General features: G+C 39.2%; 21 protein-coding genes. 10 read left to right on the top strand and 11 right to left on the bottom strand.

Annotated elements, in window-relative coordinates:
- Positions 1-45: 45 nt before the first annotated feature.
- From RMB06_RS06545 to puuE, 4 genes are all read right to left on the bottom strand, one after another.
- A complete protein-coding gene (locus RMB06_RS06545) occupies positions 46-1,413 on the bottom strand; it encodes a nucleobase:cation symporter-2 family protein (RefSeq protein WP_141314668.1) in 1,368 nt (455 codons plus the stop codon).
- Positions 1,414-1,437: 24 nt separating this feature from the next.
- Complete coding sequence (gene uraH, locus RMB06_RS06540) at positions 1,438-1,761, bottom strand: hydroxyisourate hydrolase (protein WP_000626013.1); 324 nt, start codon at positions 1,759-1,761, stop codon at positions 1,438-1,440.
- Positions 1,758-2,261 carry a 2-oxo-4-hydroxy-4-carboxy-5-ureidoimidazoline decarboxylase gene (uraD, locus tag RMB06_RS06535; protein WP_014207943.1) on the bottom strand — a complete coding sequence of 168 codons (504 nt, stop codon included), beginning with the start codon at positions 2,259-2,261 and terminating at the stop codon, positions 1,758-1,760. The genes uraH and uraD overlap by 4 nt, the downstream gene beginning before the upstream one ends.
- 99 nt (positions 2,262-2,360) lie before the next feature.
- A complete protein-coding gene (gene puuE / locus RMB06_RS06530; RefSeq protein ID WP_311078856.1) occupies positions 2,361-3,326 on the bottom strand; it encodes an allantoinase PuuE in 966 nt (321 codons plus the stop codon).
- 252 nt (positions 3,327-3,578) lie between these two features.
- On the opposite strand from puuE, the gene RMB06_RS06525 reads away from it, so the two are divergent.
- The 4 genes from RMB06_RS06525 to dsbD all read left to right on the top strand — a co-directional run bounded on the left by RMB06_RS06525 (position 3,579) and on the right by dsbD (position 7,253).
- Entirely contained in the window at positions 3,579-3,929 is a 351-nt protein-coding gene (locus tag RMB06_RS06525) for an HPF/RaiA family ribosome-associated protein (RefSeq protein WP_001019316.1), read from the top strand.
- A gap of 153 nt (positions 3,930-4,082) precedes the next feature.
- A complete protein-coding gene (locus tag RMB06_RS06520) occupies positions 4,083-4,628 on the top strand; it encodes an ankyrin repeat domain-containing protein (protein WP_005066773.1) in 546 nt (181 codons plus the stop codon).
- Between the two features lie 12 nt (positions 4,629-4,640).
- Positions 4,641-5,408, top strand: a complete 768-nt coding sequence (locus RMB06_RS06515) for a transporter (protein WP_086266276.1) — start codon at positions 4,641-4,643, stop codon at positions 5,406-5,408.
- 18 nt (positions 5,409-5,426) lie between these two features.
- Positions 5,427-7,253: a protein-disulfide reductase DsbD gene (dsbD, locus tag RMB06_RS06510; RefSeq protein ID WP_311078855.1), complete on the top strand. Its 1,827-nt coding sequence runs from the start codon at positions 5,427-5,429 to the stop codon at positions 7,251-7,253.
- Here the strand turns inward: dsbD and RMB06_RS06505 are convergent.
- A complete protein-coding gene (locus RMB06_RS06505; RefSeq protein ID WP_311078854.1) occupies positions 7,248-8,441 on the bottom strand; it encodes a GGDEF domain-containing protein in 1,194 nt (397 codons plus the stop codon). The two genes, dsbD and RMB06_RS06505, sit on opposite strands and share 6 nt — an antisense overlap.
- Before the next feature lie 172 nt (positions 8,442-8,613).
- Positions 8,614-9,525, bottom strand: a complete 912-nt coding sequence (locus tag RMB06_RS06500) for an alpha/beta hydrolase (protein WP_311078853.1) — start codon at positions 9,523-9,525, stop codon at positions 8,614-8,616.
- A gap of 152 nt (positions 9,526-9,677) precedes the next feature.
- Between RMB06_RS06500 and RMB06_RS06495 the strand changes: the two genes are divergently transcribed.
- On the top strand, positions 9,678-10,115 hold the full coding sequence (locus RMB06_RS06495; protein ID WP_002121971.1) for a DUF2147 domain-containing protein: 438 nt from the start codon (positions 9,678-9,680) through the stop codon (positions 10,113-10,115).
- A gap of 37 nt (positions 10,116-10,152) precedes the next feature.
- Here RMB06_RS06495 and RMB06_RS06490 read toward each other — a convergent pair whose 3' ends face one another.
- The gene (locus RMB06_RS06490; protein WP_060465096.1) at positions 10,153-10,503 is read right to left on the bottom strand and encodes an arsenate reductase; all 351 of its coding nucleotides are present in this window, start codon (positions 10,501-10,503) and stop codon (positions 10,153-10,155) included.
- 459 nt (positions 10,504-10,962) lie between these two features.
- A complete protein-coding gene (locus RMB06_RS06485) occupies positions 10,963-11,787 on the bottom strand; it encodes an exodeoxyribonuclease III (protein ID WP_002122009.1) in 825 nt (274 codons plus the stop codon).
- Between the two features lie 38 nt (positions 11,788-11,825).
- Here RMB06_RS06485 and pyrE point away from each other — a divergent pair, with 38 nt between their 5' ends.
- Entirely contained in the window at positions 11,826-12,476 is a 651-nt protein-coding gene (pyrE, locus tag RMB06_RS06480) for an orotate phosphoribosyltransferase (protein ID WP_280032412.1), read from the top strand.
- A 51-nt stretch (positions 12,477-12,527) separates the two neighbouring features.
- Here the strand turns inward: pyrE and RMB06_RS06475 are convergent, their stop codons facing one another.
- The 3 genes from RMB06_RS06475 to RMB06_RS06465 all read right to left on the bottom strand — a co-directional run bounded on the left by RMB06_RS06475 (position 12,528) and on the right by RMB06_RS06465 (position 15,771).
- On the bottom strand, positions 12,528-12,995 hold the full coding sequence (locus tag RMB06_RS06475) for a surface-adhesin E family protein (RefSeq protein WP_017387574.1): 468 nt from the start codon (positions 12,993-12,995) through the stop codon (positions 12,528-12,530).
- A gap of 146 nt (positions 12,996-13,141) precedes the next feature.
- Positions 13,142-15,328, bottom strand: a complete 2,187-nt coding sequence (locus RMB06_RS06470) for a TonB-dependent receptor (RefSeq protein WP_311078852.1) — start codon at positions 15,326-15,328, stop codon at positions 13,142-13,144.
- Between the two features lie 230 nt (positions 15,329-15,558).
- Positions 15,559-15,771, bottom strand: coding sequence for a DUF1737 domain-containing protein (locus RMB06_RS06465; RefSeq protein ID WP_311078851.1), 213 nt, complete (start codon positions 15,769-15,771; stop codon positions 15,559-15,561).
- 160 nt (positions 15,772-15,931) lie between these two features.
- On the opposite strand from RMB06_RS06465, the gene gshB reads away from it, so the two are divergent.
- The 4 genes from gshB (at position 15,932) to RMB06_RS06445 (ending at position 20,635) form a co-directional block, all read left to right on the top strand.
- Entirely contained in the window at positions 15,932-16,876 is a 945-nt protein-coding gene (gene gshB / locus RMB06_RS06460; protein WP_019767377.1) for a glutathione synthase, read from the top strand.
- Between the two features lie 237 nt (positions 16,877-17,113).
- On the top strand, positions 17,114-18,211 hold the full coding sequence (murG, locus tag RMB06_RS06455) for an undecaprenyldiphospho-muramoylpentapeptide beta-N-acetylglucosaminyltransferase (protein ID WP_206216771.1): 1,098 nt from the start codon (positions 17,114-17,116) through the stop codon (positions 18,209-18,211).
- An 11-nt stretch (positions 18,212-18,222) separates the two neighbouring features.
- Positions 18,223-19,671 (top strand): UDP-N-acetylmuramate--L-alanine ligase, encoded by a 1,449-nt coding sequence (gene murC, locus RMB06_RS06450; protein WP_002122011.1) that lies wholly within the window; start codon positions 18,223-18,225, stop codon positions 19,669-19,671.
- A gap of 37 nt (positions 19,672-19,708) precedes the next feature.
- Positions 19,709-20,635, top strand: coding sequence for a D-alanine--D-alanine ligase (locus RMB06_RS06445; protein ID WP_032054508.1), 927 nt, complete (start codon positions 19,709-19,711; stop codon positions 20,633-20,635).

The following is a 20,635-nucleotide window of genomic DNA, read 5'->3' as shown; positions in this document are numbered from 1 at the left end:
GGTTAAAAAAAAGCCCACCGAAGTGGGGCGCTAAAAACTAAATCTTTAATGAGTATTTCTTGTGTTTATTGTTTGGCTTAAATGTGGGGTGCGCGAGCTACGAAATGAAGGTAGATGATTAAATAATAAATTCAACAAGATAGCAAAGAGACAAGTTGAACTAATGCCCGAATGGAACAAAGTTTGTACCCAAACTGGGAAATGAGCATAAAACTCATGGTTAATAATTGGGATCATCCCAGCTGATAAAGCGGTTGCGACAATAATTAAATTTTTCTGATCGTTATAATCTATTTTTGCCAAAGTGCGAATTCCACTCGCTGCAACCGACCCAAACAAGACCAAACCTGCACCACCAAGTACGGGCATTGGAATCGCTGCAATCAAACGACCCATAATAGGTAGTAGACCTAAAATAATCAGAATGACACCACCTGCTGCGACTACAAAGCGGCTTTTGATGCCTGTAATCGCAACCAGTCCAACATTTTGGGCAAAAGCGCTTTGCATGAAAGAACCAAAGATAGGTGCAAAAGCACTTGAGAACATATCTGCACGAACACCGTTGGCGATACGTTTTGAATCGACTTCAGTTCCTACAATGTCTCCGACAGCAATAATATCGGCTGTGGTTTCCGTCATAATCACTAAGGTAACGATTAGCATTGATAAAATTGCACTTAGCTCGAAAGTCGGTAAACCAAATGCAAATAAGTGTGGAAATTGGAGCCATGCGCCTGAACTCACCTGACTAAAATCACCAAAACCCATGAAGTAGGCGAGGGTGGTACCAGCCACAATAGCCAACAAAATTGATAAACGTCGAATGCTTGCTTGCGGCAGCATATTTAGAACAATCACAATGCCTAAGGTCAGCAGTGCCAAAGAGATATTTTCTACGCTACCCCAGTCGGGCGCTTTGTTGTTGCCACCCATCATCCAGCGAATTGCAACAGGTAACAAAGATAGACCAATAATCGTGATAACGCATCCCGTCACAACAGGTGGGAAAAACCGAATAATTTTTGAAAAGTAAGGCGCAAGGCATAGCCCAATTAAAGAGGCGGCAATGACCGCGCCGTAGACAGCAGGTAAACCACCGCCTGTAGTGATAATCGCAACCATGGTGGCCACACCCGCAAAAGATACACCCTGTACGAGAGGTAATTTTGCCCCTAGATATTTAGTTCCGATGGTTTGGATCAGAGTTGCCAATCCACCTACAAATAGGGCCGCTGCAATTAACATTCCGATTTGTGCTGAGCTTAAGCCAGCTGCCGTTCCAATAATCAAGGGCGGGGCTACAATGCCACCATACATGGTCAGCACATGCTGTAAGCCGTAAGCAAAACTTTTGGAAATTCCTAAATATTCATGCTCTGGAGAAATCGCATTTTTTTGCTGATGATTCATATTTTTCTCCTATTTATAATTGAGTTAGCTACCGCGATAGGTGGAGTAAGCAAATGGGCTGATCAGTAATGGAATGTGATAATGCTGATTGATGTCTTCTATAAAAAATTGGATACAAACACGTGGGAAAAAAGTCTTAATTTGCTGCGATGAAAAATAAGGAGCAATTTCAAATTCAAGCTGATAAGCACCTTTTGCAAAGTCTGTTATTCCAAAATCACTCACTCGACCATCTTGATTAGTGGTGGCTGTCGCTATCAGCTCATGGGTTGCTGCATGAAACAACTTCACTTCTACGTCTGCAGCTGGTTTACCTAAATTCGTATCTAAAATATGAGTGCTGATCATGCTTGTATTTCCTGAGATAGACGTAATAGAGCAATCGCTGCAAGTTGCTCATGTACAATTGTTTTTTCGATAGCCAAGTCGTTTTGTAGTCGTTCATGTAGCTTTTTTAAAATTTCATCGCTACTGAGGCCTGCCGCTTTAATTAAAAAAATAAAGCCAAACTTTTGTTCATAATCCATGTTGCCTTGTAGCAGAGCTTGTTGTGTTAGTTCATCTAAAGAAATGCCAGCTTGTTCTTTAGATGAAAAATCTTGCTCTTTTGCATTGAGTTGTTTTTTAGCTTGGCGTTCACCAATTTTTGGATGGGTTGCTAATGCTGCCAGTATCTCTTGCCATGACCACATTTGACTTAACTGTTCTGCATATTCCAAAAGAGATGCTTTTGTTGAATAGGGACGATTTGAGATGATTTTTTCGGCCCATGCTTGAATGTGGACACAGTTTTTTAACAAAGTCTTGAGTTGTTCTGGTGGGGCTTGATTAAACTCGGCTAAAAACACTGTTATTCCTAAACTCGTTGTCTTGATATAGAGTTTTAGCAATAACAGTGCCAATAGCGAGTTTTAATTCGTTTAAGGATTTTGAAAATTAAAAATCAATTATTTAGTTATGTGATTTTTATACCAATGTTCAGCAATATCCTGACGACGACATATCCAGACCCGATCGTGCATTTGGATATAGTCGAGAAATTTCTGTAGTGCTTTAAAACGGCCCGGACGCCCTAAAATGCGGCAATGCATTCCAATCGACATCATTTTTGGTGCGGTTTCTCCCTCTGCATACAACACATCGAAACTATCTTTCAAATATTGAAAAAACTGTTCTGAACTATTAAAGCCGCCCGGTGAACAGAACTTCATGTCGTTACATTCTAAAGTGTAAGGAATAATCAGATGAGGGCGTGATGCACCTGTATCATCTGTAAGCGTTGTCCAAAAAGGCAGGTCATCACCATAATAATCTGAGTCATATTGTATTTGTGGAAACTCTGCGAGTAACTGACGTGTATTGGGGCTGTCACGTCCGGTGTACCAACCTATCACTTTATTTTCAAACAAGTTTTCTAAGACAGTTAAAGCCTGCTCCATATGCTGTTTTTCAACTTCAATATCGGTATCTTGATAGTGAAGCCAGCGGTAACCATGAGAAACCACATCATAATCAGCTTGCTTAATCGCTTCTACAATATAAGGGTTGCGGGCAAGTGCCATTGCAACTCCGAAAATGGTCATTGGAAGTTTGCGCTTTTGGAATTCATTATGAATGCGCCAAAATCCAGCACGTGAACCATATTCGTACATAGAGTCCATCGACATATGTTTAGCTGGGTAACTTGCGGCACCAATAATCTCTGATAAAAACTGTTCTGAGCCATCATCGCCATGCTCTATATGTTTTTCGCCACCTTCTTCATAATTAAGAACAAATTGCACAGCAACCTTGGCATTATTAGGCCATTTAACTTGTGGCGGTTGTCCGTGATATCCGATTAAATCACGTGAATAAGGAGACTTCTGGATTTGCTCAATAAGCTCTGCTCCAGATAGATAAGATTTGGACACGATTGCTCTCCTTTTGTTCAATTTTTCATAAAAATTTAAAAAATCAGCTTGCATATTTTTATAGATGGACTGATATTGAAGGTATGAAGATCTTCAAAATAAATTAAAAGCAGTACGTTTAAGTCAGGAGATAACAAACCATTACACCATCAAAATGTACAATTGAAGTCAGTTCATGCATGCTTAAAACATGCCAACATAAAAAAGTTTTGCATAGAAAAGATCCACAGTAAGAAAGAGAGGATGGTATTTATGAATATTGAAATCCGCACAGATAAAAACATCCATAACAGCGAACGTTTAATTACTTATGTACGTGCAGAACTTACTCAAGAATTCCAACGTCATAGCGAACGTATTACGCATTTTTCGGTTCATTTTAGTGATGAAAATGGGGACAAAGGTGGTGACAAAGATATCCACTGTATGATTGAAGCGCGTCCTTCAGGTTTGAAACCAGTTGCAGTACATCATAAAGCAGGAAATATTGACGCCTCGATTCATGGCGCGATTGAAAAATTAAAACGTAGCCTTGAACATACTTTTGAGAAAAAAGAACACCCGAGAGGTGGTCAACCAGAATTCATTGATGATGAAGTTTAATTTAAAATGCTAAAAAGCCCTTCGGGGCTTTTTTTATATTTGATGAAAATAAAACTATTCACAACATTAGGTTTGCAATGCGATGCAATCAACCTCTAAAATCTTCAGAAGAGATTAGGCATAATAGCCCTAATATATTTTTGAGAGATGGTCATGTTAACCACCCAGCAGCAAGCTTTAATTAAAGCCATAGAAGAATTAGAACTCGCGCAAGTGCAAAAATTACTTGCTGAAGGACTTGATCCGAACTTTATTGATCCGGAACAAGGACCACCTGTATCAATCATTTGTGATGGAATTTTTAAATGGTGGGAAGATGTATCAGAAGCTTATGAAGCGGGTACACCACTATCAAAAGAAGAAAAGCAACAATCATTACAAGTTTACCTCGATATTCTCGAAGCTTTGATTCAAGCCAAAGCGAATGTACACCTTTGGGATGCAGAAGAGTTTTATGGACCTTTATGGGATGCGGCAAGCTCGGCATGTGCGCCAGCCGTTCAACGTTTATTAAATGAAAAAGTTGATCCAAACACACGCGATGAAGAGGGACTCACTATTTTATCTTCAATCAGTCAGTTGTTCTTTGATTGTGACTTTGATGAAATAGATTGGTCAGAAGCGCTTCAAGAAGAGCGTGAAACATTAGAATTATTGCGCCAACATGGGGCAAAAATGTCAAAAGAACTAACTACTTGATTGGATAATAGAATGAGAACATTTCAAATTTTAACTTTTGCTCTGACCACTGTTGCTGCTGGAAGTACTTTCGCTGCGGAGTTTTCTTTTGACCGCCCAGGTGCAGGCTTTGGAACAGGGATTACTCCAGTTGGTAAATTGGCTTGGGAACAAGGCTTACCAAGTGCAACTTATACAGAGTCAACGGTTGATGGTGTTAAAGAAAAGACCGTAACTGTAAATGAGGATATGTTATTCCGTACCGGTTTAGCCGAGGGCTTGGAATTACAATTAGGTTGGCAAGGTCCAGCATGGACTCAAACCAAACGGGCTGGTAAAAAACATGACACTTCAGGCTTTGGTGATGTCAGCATTGGTTTGAAAAAAGCAATTGATCTAAAAGATGAAAACTTATCAATGGCTGTGTTAGCTGAAGCGATCATTGCCACTGGAAATGATGAATTTACTGCACATGACGATATTTATAGCCTAAGTTCAGCAGTCGCTTATAAATATAATGACTTAGTAGGCACATCAATTACCATGCGCTACGAAGTACAAAATAGTAACTGGGCAGTAACTGCAATCCCGACGATTGATTATAAAATCGCAGGTAAGCTGTCAGGTTATTCTGAGTTTATTTACCGTAAAGCTGAAAGCCAAGACTACGAATATGGTTTAGGGACAGGTTTAGTCTACGCTGTAAATGATCGTACTCAGCTCGATGCAAGTATCGGGGTTGATTTAGAGGGTCAAGATAAGAGCTACAACGGTGGCTTAGGCGTGGCATTCTTGTTCTAATCGAAGCAATTTAAATTTATGTTAATGAAAAAGCTTATTCATCAGGGAATTCTTTATTTTCTAGCAGTTGCTGTTTGTGTGTTTAGCCAGTTGGTTTCTGCGCAAGATAAGCTACTCTCACCCGAACAAGCTTTTTCATTTTCGGTTGAATCTTCTGAGCCGCATACTGCGAGTTTGTCTTGGCAGATTCAGCCAAATTACTATCTTTATCAGCATAAATTTTCCGTACAACAAGGTACTCAACCTTTAACTTTAAAGTTACCTAAAGCGGTTGCCCAATATGATGAAAATTATGGGCAAAGTCAGGTTTACTACCATCAAGTTAATTTCCAAATTAAGACTAAGCCGTCAGAGCACTATAGTGTGACTTGGCAGGGCTGTGCCAAAGACCGTATTTGTTATCCACCTCAAACCATTGAGTTTCAAACCGATGCAGATGGCTTGGTGGGTGTGCAAAACCAAGCAGGAACAGCGCCAAAAAGATTACTAGATTTAGCGAATACACAATCCGACACTTCCTCGAGTTCAGAATCTTTAGAAAAAGAGCAGAGTACAGAGACAGCAGCTGATACGACTACACCTCAAATTGCACAAGATCAGATCTGGTCAGCCAAGTTAATTGAACACTCGCTTTGGTATGGAGTTTTATTATTTTTAGGTTTAGGTATGTTGCTCGCATTTACGCCATGTTCTTTACCGATGCTTCCTATTTTAACTTCGCTGATTATTCGAGAACATAAAGGTTTAAAGGCTTGGACCATTGCGCTTACTTTTGTGTGTAGCATGGCATTAGTTTATGCAGGCTTGGGTTTAATTGCTTCTTCGGCAGGCTTAAATTTCCAACGCTGGTTACAACAGCCAGCGACTTTAATTGCTTTTAGTTTGCTGTTTATTGTTTTTGCTCTGAACTTATTTGGTTTGTTTGAGCTTCGTTTACCTCAGACATGGTTAAACCGACTTGACCGTATTCAGTCAATGCAACAAGGCGGTACTTTGGTCGGTGCTGGGGTTATGGGTGTCGTTTCTGCGCTTTTGGTGGGTCCTTGTATGACCGCACCTCTCGCTGGAACTTTATTATTTATTTCTCAAACGCAAAATCAGTGGCAAGGTGCTTTGCTTTTATTCTGCCTAGGTTTTGGAATGGGAATTCCATTGTTACTGGCAAGTATTTTAGGGGCAAAATTCTTGCCTAAAGCGGGCGACTGGATGCATCAGATTAAAGTGATTTTTGCTTTTCTGATGTTAGGGTTAAGTCTTTATTTTATTCGCCCTTTACTACCAGATTTGGGCATGCAAGTGCTTAGCCTCGTATTAGGCCTTGCTTTTATAGCCTATGCTGTTTATCAGTTTTTCTGGAAAAAAGGGCAGCTACAGTGGCTCTATGCGATTTTATTATTAATCGTTACCCCTTTTGTAGCCTATAACCAATATCAACACATTCAAAATCGAACTTTGCAAAGTTCTAATCATATGGCCGAGTGGCATATTGCAACTACAGCAGCGGACTTTGAGAAAATTTTAGCGGCAGCACCTAATGACCGAGCTATTGTGGTTGATATCTACGCAGATTGGTGTGTTGCCTGCCAACCGATTGAGCACCGTATTTTAAAAACACCAGAGGTTCAATCTGCTCTTGCACCTTATTATTTAATTAAGCTTGATTTGAGCCATTATGATCAGTCGCATGAAGCGCTACTCAAACAGTGGAATATTTTAGGACCACCGACCTATTTATTTTTAAGTCCAGAGCAAAAAGAGATTCGTGCTTTACGTTTAACGGGCGCTTTTAGTCAGCAAGAGCTTTTGCAGCAACTTGCGAGTTTGGCAAAATTCAAAGAATCATAAGGTATCGATAGCTTCTGTCTGATGAAATGTACGTACCTGATTACGTCCTGAAGCTTTTACTGCATAGAGTGCTTGGTCAGCCTGCCGAATAACCAGATAAGGATCTTGTGCAAAAGCTGAACTGCTTATTCCAAAACTCGCACTAATGTGTATAGGATTATTTTGAGCGGTAAAAACAGGTAATTCTTGCAAGGCTTGGCGACAACGCTCAGCAATTTTTTCTGCTTGAATAATATCTGTATGGGGGAGTAGTAAAATAAATTCTTCTCCACCAAATCGACCAATAATGTCCTCGCTACGTAAATTCTCAGAAAGACATTGAGCAATTTCAATTAAGACTTGATCACCTTGATGGTGGCCGTATATATCATTAATTTTTTTAAAATGATCGATATCAAGAAGTACCACAGCATAATCAAATTGTTGTTGGTGTAGCGACTCCAAATGCATGTTTAAACTACGTCTATTTAATACATTAGTTAATGGGTCGATTTGGCTTAAACGTTGAATATAAGTTTCTCGCTGACGCCATTGGGTGAGTAATATTTCAAATAAAATAAAACAAGCCAATAAAATCGGCATAATAAAAAAAGCCATACTTCCTAACCAGAAAGAATTGGTTTGGGCATGATCCATGGCTCTAAAATTAAATAGAGGTGCATACGCTAAAGCACCTGTCATACTTAAATATGTACAAACAGTTAAAATAATTGTGGCAGGTACAAGGGCGCTATAAACAATTTTACGGTCAAATAACACCAAACCCACCCCAATCGTACCCACATAACCAACCATAGTGGCAGGGCTGATACTGCCAATTAAATATCCATCATGACATAGCATAAGTGCAAAGAACTGCACGCTAATGAAAGGAATAACTTTTTGAGCCCACTCATCATTTTTGTAGCGATAACAGGGGATTATCAAAGCGCCTAATAAAAATAAAGTAAATAAATTGAGCAAGATTTGTGATTCAACTAAAGGCAGATTTGCCCATTGCCAAACGCTTGGCGTAATTAAAATATAGCCTTTCCATAAAATCCAACTGAAGTTCATTGCACAAGCAAGTGTGAGCATCAGTGCACTTTTTTGTAATGGCGTCCAGTTGATGATGTGATTATTGTGGATGAAATCGATTATCACCTGTTTTGTTCTATGTATTGGATGAGTGATTAAACGATTTTTCATAATAAATAAGGGCTCCTAAATATAGATGCCTCTTTGTTAGACCATCCTAAAATTGGATTGTTTAAATAATTTATATTTTAAACATAACATGATTTTCAATTTATACATGATGTCTTTTATAAAGAAAATGATGTGAAAAGTTTTGGGACTATTCACATCATTTATCAGTAAATTAAGTTTTATCAAGCTCATGAGCAAATTCAGCAATATCTGCCAATGCTTGTTTAGCTTCATCAAACCAAGCATTAAACATCTGGAAGTTATGCCACATGCCCGTATAAAGTTTGAATTGAACGTTAACACCAGCATCTTCAGCTTTTTCTCTAAAACGCTTGGCATCGTCTAATAATATTTCTTTAGAGCCCACTTGAACCAAAGTTGGTGGAAGACCATGTAAATCGTCGAAAATAGGTGAAACACGTGGGTCATCGGCTGCGATATGATTGCCTATATAGTACTGAGTACCTGTTTGTAGGGCTTCAATAGATAATAAGGCGTCGTGCTTTTTGTTAAACCGAAGAGACTCACTCGTGAGTGTTAAATCCAAAAATGGAGACAATAAAATTAGGCCACTCGGCATGAGTTCGGGTTGTTCTTTTAAACGCAAGCAAAGTGCTAGCGCTAAATTTGCCCCGCATGAGTCACCCGATAAAATAATATCTTTCGGTTGGATGCCTTGGACCACTAAAGACTGATAGATGTCGTATAGAGCTTCGGTTGCCTCAGGGTATGGATGTTCAGGTGCAAGCGGATAGTCCACATGGATAATCTGCATTTGAGTACGGGCAGCTAAATCCGTCATAAAAGCATGATGTGTTTTGACACTACCAAGGAAAAAAGCACCGCCGTGAATGTGAAAAATTAGTTGAGTCGCAGAATCTTGCGGCTTGATTTCTTCACCTTTAATACCTGCTAGTCGAATCGGGCGCACGGATACATTTTTTTGTCGTGGGAAAGCACGACACATCTGATCCAGCACAGGGCGTAAGGCAGTAGTCGGCAAATTTAGCTGGCTTGGCTTGCGAATTGTTGTTTTAAGAAAAGTTTCTGTAAAATAATATTTCCAAACATTTGATATATTCATATAGCATCCATTTTTATGCTAGTTTCTTGTTTTCTTGTAAATTTTATTTTGCAAGATTACAAGGTTACACGAAACAGTCACATTCAAAAATTGCAATATCTTTGCGACTTCTGAATACTGAAAATCTTGAAAGACCCAAGGATATTACAAAAATGAAAAAGATTGCTTTAGCTTTAGGACTCATTGGTATGGCTGCATTTGCCAATGCGGCTGATTCACTCAATGGAACGGTATGGAAAACGATTGATGATCAGACCAACAAGCCAAAAGCCGTAGTGAAATTTACGGAACAGAAGGACGGAACCTTAACAGCAACCATCCAGAACATTTTGACACCAGGTGAAGAAAACGCTTGTACAAAATGTGAAGGTCCGTACAAAAACAAACCGCTTAAAGGTGTCACCATTGTACATAATTTAAAAAATGTAGGTGGTAACAGTTATGAAAACGGTACGATTTTAGACCCAAAATCAGGTAAAACTTACAAACTGAAAGGTGAGTTAACCGATGGCGGCAAAAAGCTTAAATTACGTGGTTATATTGGCGTTTCTGCACTTGGTCGTAACCAAACATGGATTCGCGCGAACTAAAAGTTTTAATAAAAAACGAGCCAAATGGCTCGTTTTTTTAGGCTTGAATATTTTGATAGGTGGTTTCATCGAAACCCACAATAAAACCCTGTGAAGTTTTTAAAACAGGTCTTTTAATCAAACTTGGTTGAGCAATAAGTGCTTCAATCAGGTGATCTTCACTGCTTAGAGCACGGTTTTGTTCTTCTTCTGAAAGCTTGCGCCATGTCGTGCCTTTTTTGTTAAGAACGGTATCTTGTCCAATTTCTTTTAACCAGATTTTTAAAGTATCTGCATCAATGCCTTGTTTTTTATAATCATGAAAATCATAGTTAAGCCCTTTAGCCTGTAAGGCATCGAATGCTTTTTTCATTGAGTTACAGTTTTTAATTCCATAAATTTTTAACATTTTATCGGACCATGTCAAAAAGAGAGAGCACACAGCCTAACCCAAAATGCTTTTAAGCACTACTTTATACCGATACTTTTAAAACAAATGAAAATTAATGATTAATCGAAAGAGAAATGTCATGTTATTGTCATAAGACAAGGTAATAATGAGCTTAATAAGAAGAAGTTAAAACTAAAAGAACAAAGAACTTAGCGCAAAATAAGAGACAGAAAAGAGAAAACCCGCATTTAATCATCCTGATCATGCGGGTCTCATTTCAACGTCCAATGTCACATCCTTGCAAATAAACTTATCATAAGTTTATTTTATCTTCCTACGGCGTCCTATCCTTTTGCGTCATCCTGACTGCTTCCCTGTGCCGTGGGGCTATAATGCCGTTAAAGCTGTGTAAGAAAAATACTCAAAAACGACATATGCTGTAAGCGAAAACGACAATGTAAGTGAACGAGTGTTCACTTATTCTTGAATTTTATAGTCAATAATAACGGGTGCATGGTCGCTAAACCATTGATCTTTATAAACCCAAGCATTAATTGTACGTGCTTTCCAGTCTGGCGAGCATGCATGGTAATCAATACGCCACCCTACATTTTTTGCACGCGCTTGACCGCGATTTGACCACCATGAATAAAGTTCCGCTTCTGTGCGAACTACACGGAAAGTATCGACATAGCCCAGTTCATCATAGATATGGTCAAGCCACGCACGTTCATGTGGTAAACAACCAGAAGATTTCTGGTTACCAGACCAGTTTTTGATATCAATGCGTTTATGAACAATGTTGTAATCACCACAAATGATGACTGACTTGTTTTCATCACGCCATTGTTTCAAGATTTTTGCGTATTCACCTAAAAATAAATCTTTACGTGCTTGCGCTTCTTCACCACTTGAGCCCGAAGGTAAGTATAATGATGCAATATGTACCGGATGTGACAAACCTAAATCGAATTCCGCGGAAATAAAGCGGCCTTGACTGTCAGCCAGCTCAAACCCTAAACCATCTTTAACAGAGACGAAGGGTAGGCGGCTATATATCGCAGTCCCCGCGTAACCTGCACGCTCTGCTGGAAAGAGATGGGTATGCCATCCCTCGGGTCTAAATTTTTCAGTCCATTGTTCATGGGTAATGCGGCTTTCCTGCATGCATACGACATCGGCATCTGACTGTTCTAACCATTCAAGTAAGCCTTTCGTTACTGAAGAACGTAAGCCATTTACGTTAATGGAAACGACTCGAAGAATTTTTACATCACTTGGATACTGATCCTTTGGTATCATGCGAAAATTTAACCTCAATTGTGAATTTGGAGCACCTCATGACAACGCCTGTGTCATTTCACCCGCAAGCATTTATCGAACTCGCATTATCACGCGGTGTGCTTAAATTTGGTGAGTTTACTTTAAAATCTGGACGCGTGAGTCCTTATTTTTTTAATGCAGGCCTACTCAACGATGGTGAAGCTTTATCTCTTTTAGCGCAAGGCTATGCTGATAAATTAACACAATGTGAAAATGTTGATGTGATTTTTGGACCAGCTTATAAAGGTATTCCATTTGTAGCGGCGACTGCTGTTGCTTTGTCTCAAGTCCATAACAAAAGCGTGCCATGGGGCTTTAACCGTAAAGAAGCGAAAGATCATGGCGAAGGCGGTGTTCTAGTTGGTGCTGCGGTTGAAGGTAAAAAGGTCTGGATTATTGATGACGTAATTACCGCAGGTACAGCGATTCGTGAAGTTGTAACGATTTTGAAAAATGCTGGCGCAACTATTGCAGGTGTTTTGGTGGCATTAGATCGTCAAGAACGTGGTCAAAGTGAGCTTTCTGCAATTCAAGAAGTTCAAAAAGAATTAGAAATTCCTGTACACGCACTGATTACCATGAAAGATTTAATGGATTATTTAGAGGCGAAAGGCGAAAAAGAAGCACTAGCAAACATGCAAGCTTATCGTGAAAAATACGGGATTTGATTTTTAATAATATAAAAGGAAGGAGCGCTTGAGCTCTTCTTCCTTTTATGACTAATTATTTTTTATGTAGTTCAGAACACATGCCATTTCTAAAATTCTATTTGCCATAGAATTAGGAATAGCTGGTACTTCTTTTGGAAATTCTACTTCTTCTATTGAAAATATTTTAGAATTCGTAATTGAATAAGTTGCTGTAGACAACAACATCATTTTTTTATTTTTGCAGTCAAATTGCCATAACCCTATAGAGTTTAAATCTCCTAGATTGACTGATGTAGTTTTAACAGGGGCTATTACGATGGAATCTGAAATAGATTTAATTAGTTGATAACTCAAATAATGAATTTTTGTATCATCTCTAGCATAACTGATCCATCCTTTGTTGAGGTTGTCTTTAATACTATTTTGCTGTTGTTTTGATAAGTTTTGATATGTATCAATTGAAAGAGTAATGATTTTTGCCTCTGTTGATAGCGATAAAAAAAATAATAAAAAAGTTAAAATAAACTGTTTATTCATATTGTTGATTTAATTGGTATCTTTAATGAGGAAAGTATAATCTAAAAATTAAATATTTTATTTATTGAAGATAAAAAACTTGTTTCTTTTATTATTAAAAACAAAAGGCATACCCCTAAATAGGGGTATGCCTTTTTAATATTTACTTAAAACTGATAATTCAAACGCAATAACACATTACGTGGAGTGCCTGGCATGCTGTCCGAACGCCAATATTCTTTATTAGTTAGGTTATTCACTGCAAGTGTGACATTCCATGGGTCTGCACTATAACCAATCGCTGCATCGACACGGTTAAATCCTTCCATTTTTACTTGATTATTAATATTTGGATAATAAGACCCGACATAGGTCACGCCCACCTCGGTATACCACTGCTCGGTTGGTAAATAACGAACAAATAAATTACCTGTGTTCTTAGATGTATTTGCTAAATAGTTACCTTCTTGTTCAGGCTTTTGTTTGTCTTTTTTTACTTTTGCATCTGTGTAGCCATAACCACCACGGACAAAGACATTATCAAGTACACGGCCAATAAAACTAAATTCAAGACCACGAGATTGATGCTGTCCTGCAGTTGCCCATACTTCTGGTTGTTCATTAGGATTTGGTTTATACCGAATATTATTTTTACGAATATCAAAAACAGAAAATTGTGTATTTAAACGATTATCTAACCATTCGCTTTTTACCCCAACTTCATATTGCTCGTTATATTGAGGCTCTTTATCCATTTTTGTGACATCGGTGCTTCCAGTAACTTGGTTAACACCCATTTGTCCGCCAAATGGTGCAAAGCTCTTAGAGTAAGAGGTATAAAAGCTATGTTCAGGAAGCGGTTGCCATACCAAACCAACATTTGGGCTAAAGCTGCCATCTTTTACATTACGGTGTTCTTTTGTCAGCTTGTTGGTGGTTGAAAAGTCAAAGTAATCGTAGCGGCCGCCCAGCATGAGTTTAAGTTGGTCATTTAGACCAATTAAATCTTGAATAAATACGCCGTAAGTTGTGCCTTCATTATAGTTATGCTGTCTCATCTTTAATGGGCCATTGCCACGGCTATATTCACGTTCGCCTGTGAATGGATTAACGTAGCCGTAAATAGAACCATTCTGAGATTCATTTGCTAAGCGTGGCTCTCGTTGTTCATATGTCCAGTCTGTACCCATCATGATTTGATGTTCAAGTGAGCCTGTTTTGAACTTGCCCTTAATATCAAATGTATTGGTGGTGGTCTTATTGCTGGTTTGTTGCCAGTAGTAAATTTGGTCGACGTAACCTTTTTTAGTACAAGACTCATTCTTTGAGTTTTTACCATCTAAACCACAATAAGTTCCAAAATAAAAGTGGTCAAAGTTTTGTTCTGCTTGTCGGTAACTTGCTGCCCAGTGAAAGTTCCAATCAGGCGCATATTGATAATTCACATCGGTGCGGACCACTTGCAAAATATCATCCACATAATCGCCGTCTTGGGCAAATCCCATTTTAATTGAAGTCCCTGCAGGCAGAATGTCACGTGATGGTCCGCGATCAGGTACACGACCTAATTTGTCATAGGTATATTGTGTGGTCCAAGTGAGAGTTCCATCATCATTTTTATAAGTGAAACTTGGTGAAAACATTTCAATTTTATTTTCAATACCGGAGCGGAAGCTCCCTGATTCACCATATTCTCCAGTTAAACGTACTGCTAAATTGTCATTAAGTACTTGGTTGATGTCAGCGGTTGTTCCGTAGTTGTCGTAAGAACCTGCGTACGCACCAACTGAACTTTTGGAGTCAAAATTGGCGAACTTACTCACCATATTCACAACCCCGCCACCAGCACTACGGCCATATAAAACAGAAGCGGGACCTTTTAAAATTTCAATACGTTCGATATTTGCTGTACTACGACGTACTTGTCCGCTTTCACGTATGCCATCACGGTAAATATCACCTGTATCGGCACCAAAGCCACGAATCGTGATGCCATCACCGCGCATATCGTAACTGGTTGATACGCCAGGGGTGCCTTGCAGCATAACGCTTAAATCATTCGATCCATAAATTTTATATTTCTGAACATCAATCGTATCAACGGTTTGAGGAATATCTTTTTTGTCTAAACCATTACGTGTGACATTGGCTTTATCATAGTCGATATAACTTTTAATTGGATCGAGCTCACTCATGGCCTCAATTTTTATGGTGGGCATGGTAGCTGCCACTTTTGCGGCTGAATCAGTCGGTTCCTCTGCGTAGGCACCTTGAATATTCAAGATCATTAAACTGAGTAAGCTCAGCGGGAAAAGACGCTTCATTTGGGGAGATGGTATAGAAATTCTTAACATAAAAATAAAATCAATTAACAAAAATAAAAGTATAAATGATAATTATAATCATTTAATTGTTTAGAATAAAAGAACTATTATCTTAAAAAATGACATATTTATTTTTTAATAACTGATTTTTAATAAGTTAATTAGCAAATTAAACGAATTGTATGAGTTGACGCATTAGTTTTTCTTGTTAATTGGGTTTTAAAGGGGACTTTTTATCGATTAAAAGCACCCTTCTGGAATTACGCGTTATTTTTGAGAACATCTAAAATATCCATTTCTGGATCATAATTTTCATCAATTGTTTTGCAAATTGCTTGTCCCACAATGATATGCGTGCCATTAAAGGTCATAGTGGGTGCTTCATATAACTCCCAACCATGATTCAGAGCTTTAGTCACTCGTGCACAAAAAGCAGAGTCATCGGGGCCAGTTAAATAGCGATAAAGTTTCATGTTTAGCCTTTAAAAATAATATTTTATGATCATAGTTTAACTGAATTTACCTTAGTTCAAGATAAAGAAATAACCGATAAGGTTTTACTGAAATTAAGAAAAACCAGTGAAAAATCTCAGTTATACTCATGCTAATTTAAATTTTAAGAAGAGCTTGAGCATGCGTGTACTTGTCGTCATGGATCCGATTGAAACCGTAAACCTTAAAAAGGATTCAACCATGGCAATGTTGTGGGCGGCGAGCCGTCGTGGACATGAATTAGGTTATGCATTACAACAAGATTTATATATCGATCAAGGCAAAGCTTACGGCCTCATTTCACCGTTAAAGGTGTTCGAAGATTACAACCATTACTATGAGTTAGGCGAAAAGAAAAAAGAATCTATCGCGGCTTACGATGTTGTGCTCATGCGTAAAGACCCGCCGTTTGACATGAATTTTGTCTACACGACTTACGTGCTTGAGCAAGCTGAGCGCGAAGGTTCATGGATTATTAACAAGCCTCAATCACTGCGTGATTGCAATGAAAAACTCTTTGCAACGCAGTTTCCAGAGCTACAAGTGCCTACACTTGTAACATCTCAACAAAGTTTAATTCGTGAATTTATTAAAGAACATGGCGATGTAATCGTTAAGCCACTTGATGGTATGGGTGGTATGGGAATTTTCCGTTTATATCAAGATGGTGTAAATATCGGTTCTACCTTAGAAATGCTTACAGAGTTAGGTACTCGTCCAATTATGGCTCAGCGCTACATTCCTGAAATTGTAGAAGGGGATAAGCGTATTTTAATGGTAAATGGCGAACCTATTCCTTACTGCCTAGCTCGTATTCCACAAAATGGTGAAGTGCGCGGTAACTTAGCGGCAGGTGGTTTAGGCCAAGCGCGTCCGCTTACTGAAAATGATAAGTTGATCGCAGCTAAAATTGGTCCTTTCTTGCGCGAAAAAGGTTTAGTTTTTGTAGGCTTAGATGTGATTGGTAATTATGTCACTGAAATTAATGTCACTAGTCCAACCTGCATCCGCGAAATTGATGCTCAATTTGGTACTTCAATTGCCGATGATCTATTTGATGTATTAGAAGCTGGCCGTACAGCTTAATTATTTATTTCAGGTGATTTTCAGCGGTATTTATTGGAAATCACCTGAAAATATATGAATTAATAAAATAACAATACTAAATACACCACAGCTTTGTAGGCATATTTTCAAAAAAGCACATCTTTCTGTTATAAACGAGTGAAATTAGCTTTTCGTTAATGAAGCTTTAGGATTAAAATAAACGGCTACAAAAATAGATGACAATTTCCATTGTTTTTTGAGTTGAAGAATTAGACCGTGACCGATTCACAGCAAAGCAAACCCAAACATGTCATGATGATGGCTGCCGGTACAGGTGGACATGTTTTTCCAGCCCTCGCCGTAGCCAAACAACTTCAACAACAAGGTTGTCAGGTTTCATGGTTAGCCACGCCAACAGGTATGGAAAATCGGTTATTAAAAGATCAAAATATTCCAATATATCAAATTGATATCCAAGGTGTTCGTGGCAATGGATTAGTCCGTAAAGTTGCTGCACCTTTTAAAATTTTAAAAGCCACTTTTAGTGCAATGCGCTATATGAAACAACTTAAAGTTGATGCGGTTGCAGGCTTTGGTGGTTATGTAGCTGGTCCAGGTGGTTTAGCCGCACGTTTGTTAGGCATTCCTGTACTTATTCACGAGCAAAATGCAGTTGCAGGTTTTACCAATGCACAGTTATCTCGTGTTGCTAAAGTGGTGTGTGAAGCATTTCCAAATACCTTTCCTGCTGGTGGAAAAGTTGTAACCACAGGAAACCCTGTGCGTCGTGAAATCACTGATATTTTAAGCCCAAAGTGGCGCTATGATGAGCGTGAGCAAGCAGGCAAGCCTTTAAATATTTTAATTGTGGGCGGGTCTTTAGGTGCCAAAGCACTCAATGAACGCTTACCTCCAGCATTAAAACAATTACAAGTTCCACTCAATATTTTTCACCAGTGTGGTCAGCAACAAGTTGAGGCAACTCAAGCACTTTATGCAGATGCACCAGCTAATTTAACTGTACACGTTTTGCCATTTATTGAAGATATGGCAAAAGCTTATAGTGAGGCAGATTTAATTATTTGCCGAGCTGGAGCACTCACGGTAACAGAAGTTGCAACAGCAGGTGTAGCCGCAGTTTTTGTACCACTCCCTATAGCAGTTGATGACCACCAAACTGCAAATGCCAAATTTCTGGCGGATATCGGTGCTGCGAAAATTTGTCAGCAATCGACCATGACACCAGATGTTTTAAATGAATTGTTCACTTCGCTGATGAACCGCCAATTACTTACTGAAATGGCAGTGAAAGCGCGTCAACATGCCCAACCAAATGCGACTCAGCATGTGGTTGATCTTATCCAAAAAATGTAATCGGATTTACTATGTCTCCATCAACAGCTGCGAACCAAGCAAAAAAACTGATTAAAGTGCCTGAAATGCGCCGTATCAAACACATTCATTTTGTGGGGATCGGTGGCGCTGGGATGTGTGGCATTGCAGAGGTTTTGGGTAACCAAGGCTATAAAATTTCCGGTTCAGACATTAAAGCGTCTAAAACTACAGAACAATTAGAGAAAAATGGCATCAAAGTTTATATTGGCCATCAACCGGAAAATATTAAAAATGCCAATGTACTTGTAGTTTCTACAGCAATTGATCCAGAAAATCCGGAAATTAAAGCTGCGATTGAACAGCGTGTTCCAATTGTACGTCGTGCAGAAATGCTAGGTGAGCTTATGCGTTACCGTCACGGTATTGCTGTGGCTGGTACACATGGTAAAACTACAACCACAAGTCTTTTGACGACAATGTTGGCGGAAGAAAACCTTGATCCAACTTATGTTATTGGCGGCTTACTTAACAGTACAGGCGTAAATGCGGCTTTAGGTGAAAGTCGTTTCATCGTGGCTGAAGCTGATGAATCAGATGCATCTTTCCTTTATTTGCAACCAATGGCAGCGATTGTAACCAATATCGATGCTGACCATATGGACACCTATGAAGGTAGTTTTGATAAATTAAAAGATACGTTTGTACAGTTCCTTCATAACTTACCATTTTATGGTTTGGCTGTAGTTTGTGGTGATGATGCGAACATTCGTGAAATTTTGCCGCGTGTAGGCCGTCCGGTCATTACTTATGGTTTTAATGAAGATAATGACATTCGTGCAGTTGATATTGAACAAGATGGTATGCAGTCGCACTTCACTGTATTGCGTAAAGGCCGTGAACCATTGCGTTTAACAATTAATCAACCAGGCTTACATAATGTTTTAAATGCCTTGGCAGCAATTGGTGTTGCAACAGATGAAGGTGTTTCTGATGATGCAATTAGCCGTGCATTAGAAGGATTTAGTGGTGTTGGCCGCCGCTTCCAAGTGCAAGGTGAATTTGAACTTGCTGATGGCAACGTTAAGTTAGTTGATGACTATGGACACCATCCGAAAGAAGTAGAAGCAACTATTAAGGCTGCTCGCCAAAGCCATCCGGACCGTCGTTTGGTTATGTTGTTCCAGCCACACCGTTACTCTCGTACTCGCGATTGTTTTGATGACTTCATTGAAGTGCTCTCTCAAGTCGATCAATTATTATTGTTGGAAGTTTACCCTGCTGGTGAAAAACCTATTGTGGGTGCAGATAGCCGCACTTTAGCGCGTAGTATTCGTTTACGCGGACAAGTAGAACCGATTTTGGTCGATCCGGTTGAAGGTAATTTGCAAAACATCATGCAAAATGTGTTACAACCAAATGACTTGTTATTAACACAAGGTGCGGGTAACGTGGGAGCAATTTCAGTAGAACTTGCGCAACACCATTTGTATGTGAAATAAACAAAAAGTATTGAATTATCGGGTTAAGGATTTAAACGTGTCAAATGCTACAAAATTCGGCAAAGTTGCCGTGTTATTTGGTGGGAAATCGGCTGAGCGTGCTGTGTCTTTGGATAGTGGTCAGGCAGTTTTGGACGCTTTGTTACGTTCAGGTGTTCAGGCTGAAGCATTTGATCCACAAGACCGCAGTGTGACTGAACTTGTAAATTATGATCGTGCATTTATTGTATTGCATGGTCGCGGCGGTGAAGATGGCCAAATTCAAGGTGTGCTTGAATGGTTAAATCTGCCTTATACAGGAACAGGCGTGCAAGGTTCTGCTATTGGCATGGATAAAGTTAAAACCAAGCAAATCTGGCAAGGTAGCGATTTACCTACAGCGCCATATCGCATTATTACTAAAGAAACAGATTTAGATGCGGTGATTGCTGAGTTAGGTTTACCTGTTATTATCAAACCTGTACATGAAGGCTCGAGTGTCGGCATGAGTAAGGTTGAGAAAGCAGAAGACTTTGCTGCTGCAATTGAAAAGGCGACTCAGCACGATGCTGTGGTGATGGCAGAAAAATGGATCACTGGTCGTGAATTCACAATTTCATTCCTCAATGGACAGCCTTTGCCGGTTATTCGTTTGCAACCACCAGCAGATGTTGCTTTCTACGACTATGAAGCGAAGTATCAACGTAACGATGTAGAGTATGGTATCCCTTGTGGTCTGAGTGAGGCTGAAGAGAAAAACCTTCAAGCTTTATGTTTACGTGCTTTTCAGGCGGTGGGTGCGGAAGGCTGGGGCCGTATTGATGCAATGCAGGATGAGCAAGGCAATTTCTGGCTTTTAGAAGTAAACACTGTTCCAGGTATGACCAGTCACTCTTTAGTTCCAAAAGCTGCTAAAGCGGTTGGTTATAGCTTTGATGAATTGTGTGTTGCGATTCTTGAGCAAACATTGGAAGGTACGGCTTAA

Source organism: Acinetobacter sp. V104_13 (assembly GCF_031798995.1).
In the GTDB taxonomy this organism is placed as follows: Bacteria; Pseudomonadota; Gammaproteobacteria; order Pseudomonadales; family Moraxellaceae; genus Acinetobacter; species Acinetobacter pittii.
This window is presented reverse-complemented; position numbering and strand designations above follow the sequence as displayed.

Coding starts and splice junctions, on each gene's coding strand:
- murC (WP_002122011.1), top strand. CDS start 18,223: ATGTCTCCATCAACAGCTGCGAACCAAGCAAAAAAACTGATTAAAGTG.
- RMB06_RS06500 (WP_311078853.1), bottom strand. CDS start 9,525: ATGAATATATCAAATGTTTGGAAATATTATTTTACAGAAACTTTTCTT.
- RMB06_RS06490 (WP_060465096.1), bottom strand. CDS start 10,503: ATGTTAAAAATTTATGGAATTAAAAACTGTAACTCAATGAAAAAAGCA.
- uraH (WP_000626013.1), bottom strand. CDS start 1,761: ATGATCAGCACTCATATTTTAGATACGAATTTAGGTAAACCAGCTGCA.
- RMB06_RS06495 (WP_002121971.1), top strand. CDS start 9,678: ATGAAAAAGATTGCTTTAGCTTTAGGACTCATTGGTATGGCTGCATTT.
- RMB06_RS06485 (WP_002122009.1), bottom strand. CDS start 11,787: ATGATACCAAAGGATCAGTATCCAAGTGATGTAAAAATTCTTCGAGTC.
- RMB06_RS06505 (WP_311078854.1), bottom strand. CDS start 8,441: ATGAAAAATCGTTTAATCACTCATCCAATACATAGAACAAAACAGGTG.
- RMB06_RS06520 (WP_005066773.1), top strand. CDS start 4,083: ATGTTAACCACCCAGCAGCAAGCTTTAATTAAAGCCATAGAAGAATTA.
- dsbD (WP_311078855.1), top strand. CDS start 5,427: ATGTTAATGAAAAAGCTTATTCATCAGGGAATTCTTTATTTTCTAGCA.
- RMB06_RS06545 (WP_141314668.1), bottom strand. CDS start 1,413: ATGAATCATCAGCAAAAAAATGCGATTTCTCCAGAGCATGAATATTTA.
- RMB06_RS06475 (WP_017387574.1), bottom strand. CDS start 12,995: ATGAATAAACAGTTTATTTTAACTTTTTTATTATTTTTTTTATCGCTA.
- RMB06_RS06515 (WP_086266276.1), top strand. CDS start 4,641: ATGAGAACATTTCAAATTTTAACTTTTGCTCTGACCACTGTTGCTGCT.
- pyrE (WP_280032412.1), top strand. CDS start 11,826: ATGACAACGCCTGTGTCATTTCACCCGCAAGCATTTATCGAACTCGCA.
- RMB06_RS06465 (WP_311078851.1), bottom strand. CDS start 15,771: ATGAAACTTTATCGCTATTTAACTGGCCCCGATGACTCTGCTTTTTGT.
- RMB06_RS06525 (WP_001019316.1), top strand. CDS start 3,579: ATGAATATTGAAATCCGCACAGATAAAAACATCCATAACAGCGAACGT.
- gshB (WP_019767377.1), top strand. CDS start 15,932: ATGCGTGTACTTGTCGTCATGGATCCGATTGAAACCGTAAACCTTAAA.
- RMB06_RS06470 (WP_311078852.1), bottom strand. CDS start 15,328: ATGTTAAGAATTTCTATACCATCTCCCCAAATGAAGCGTCTTTTCCCG.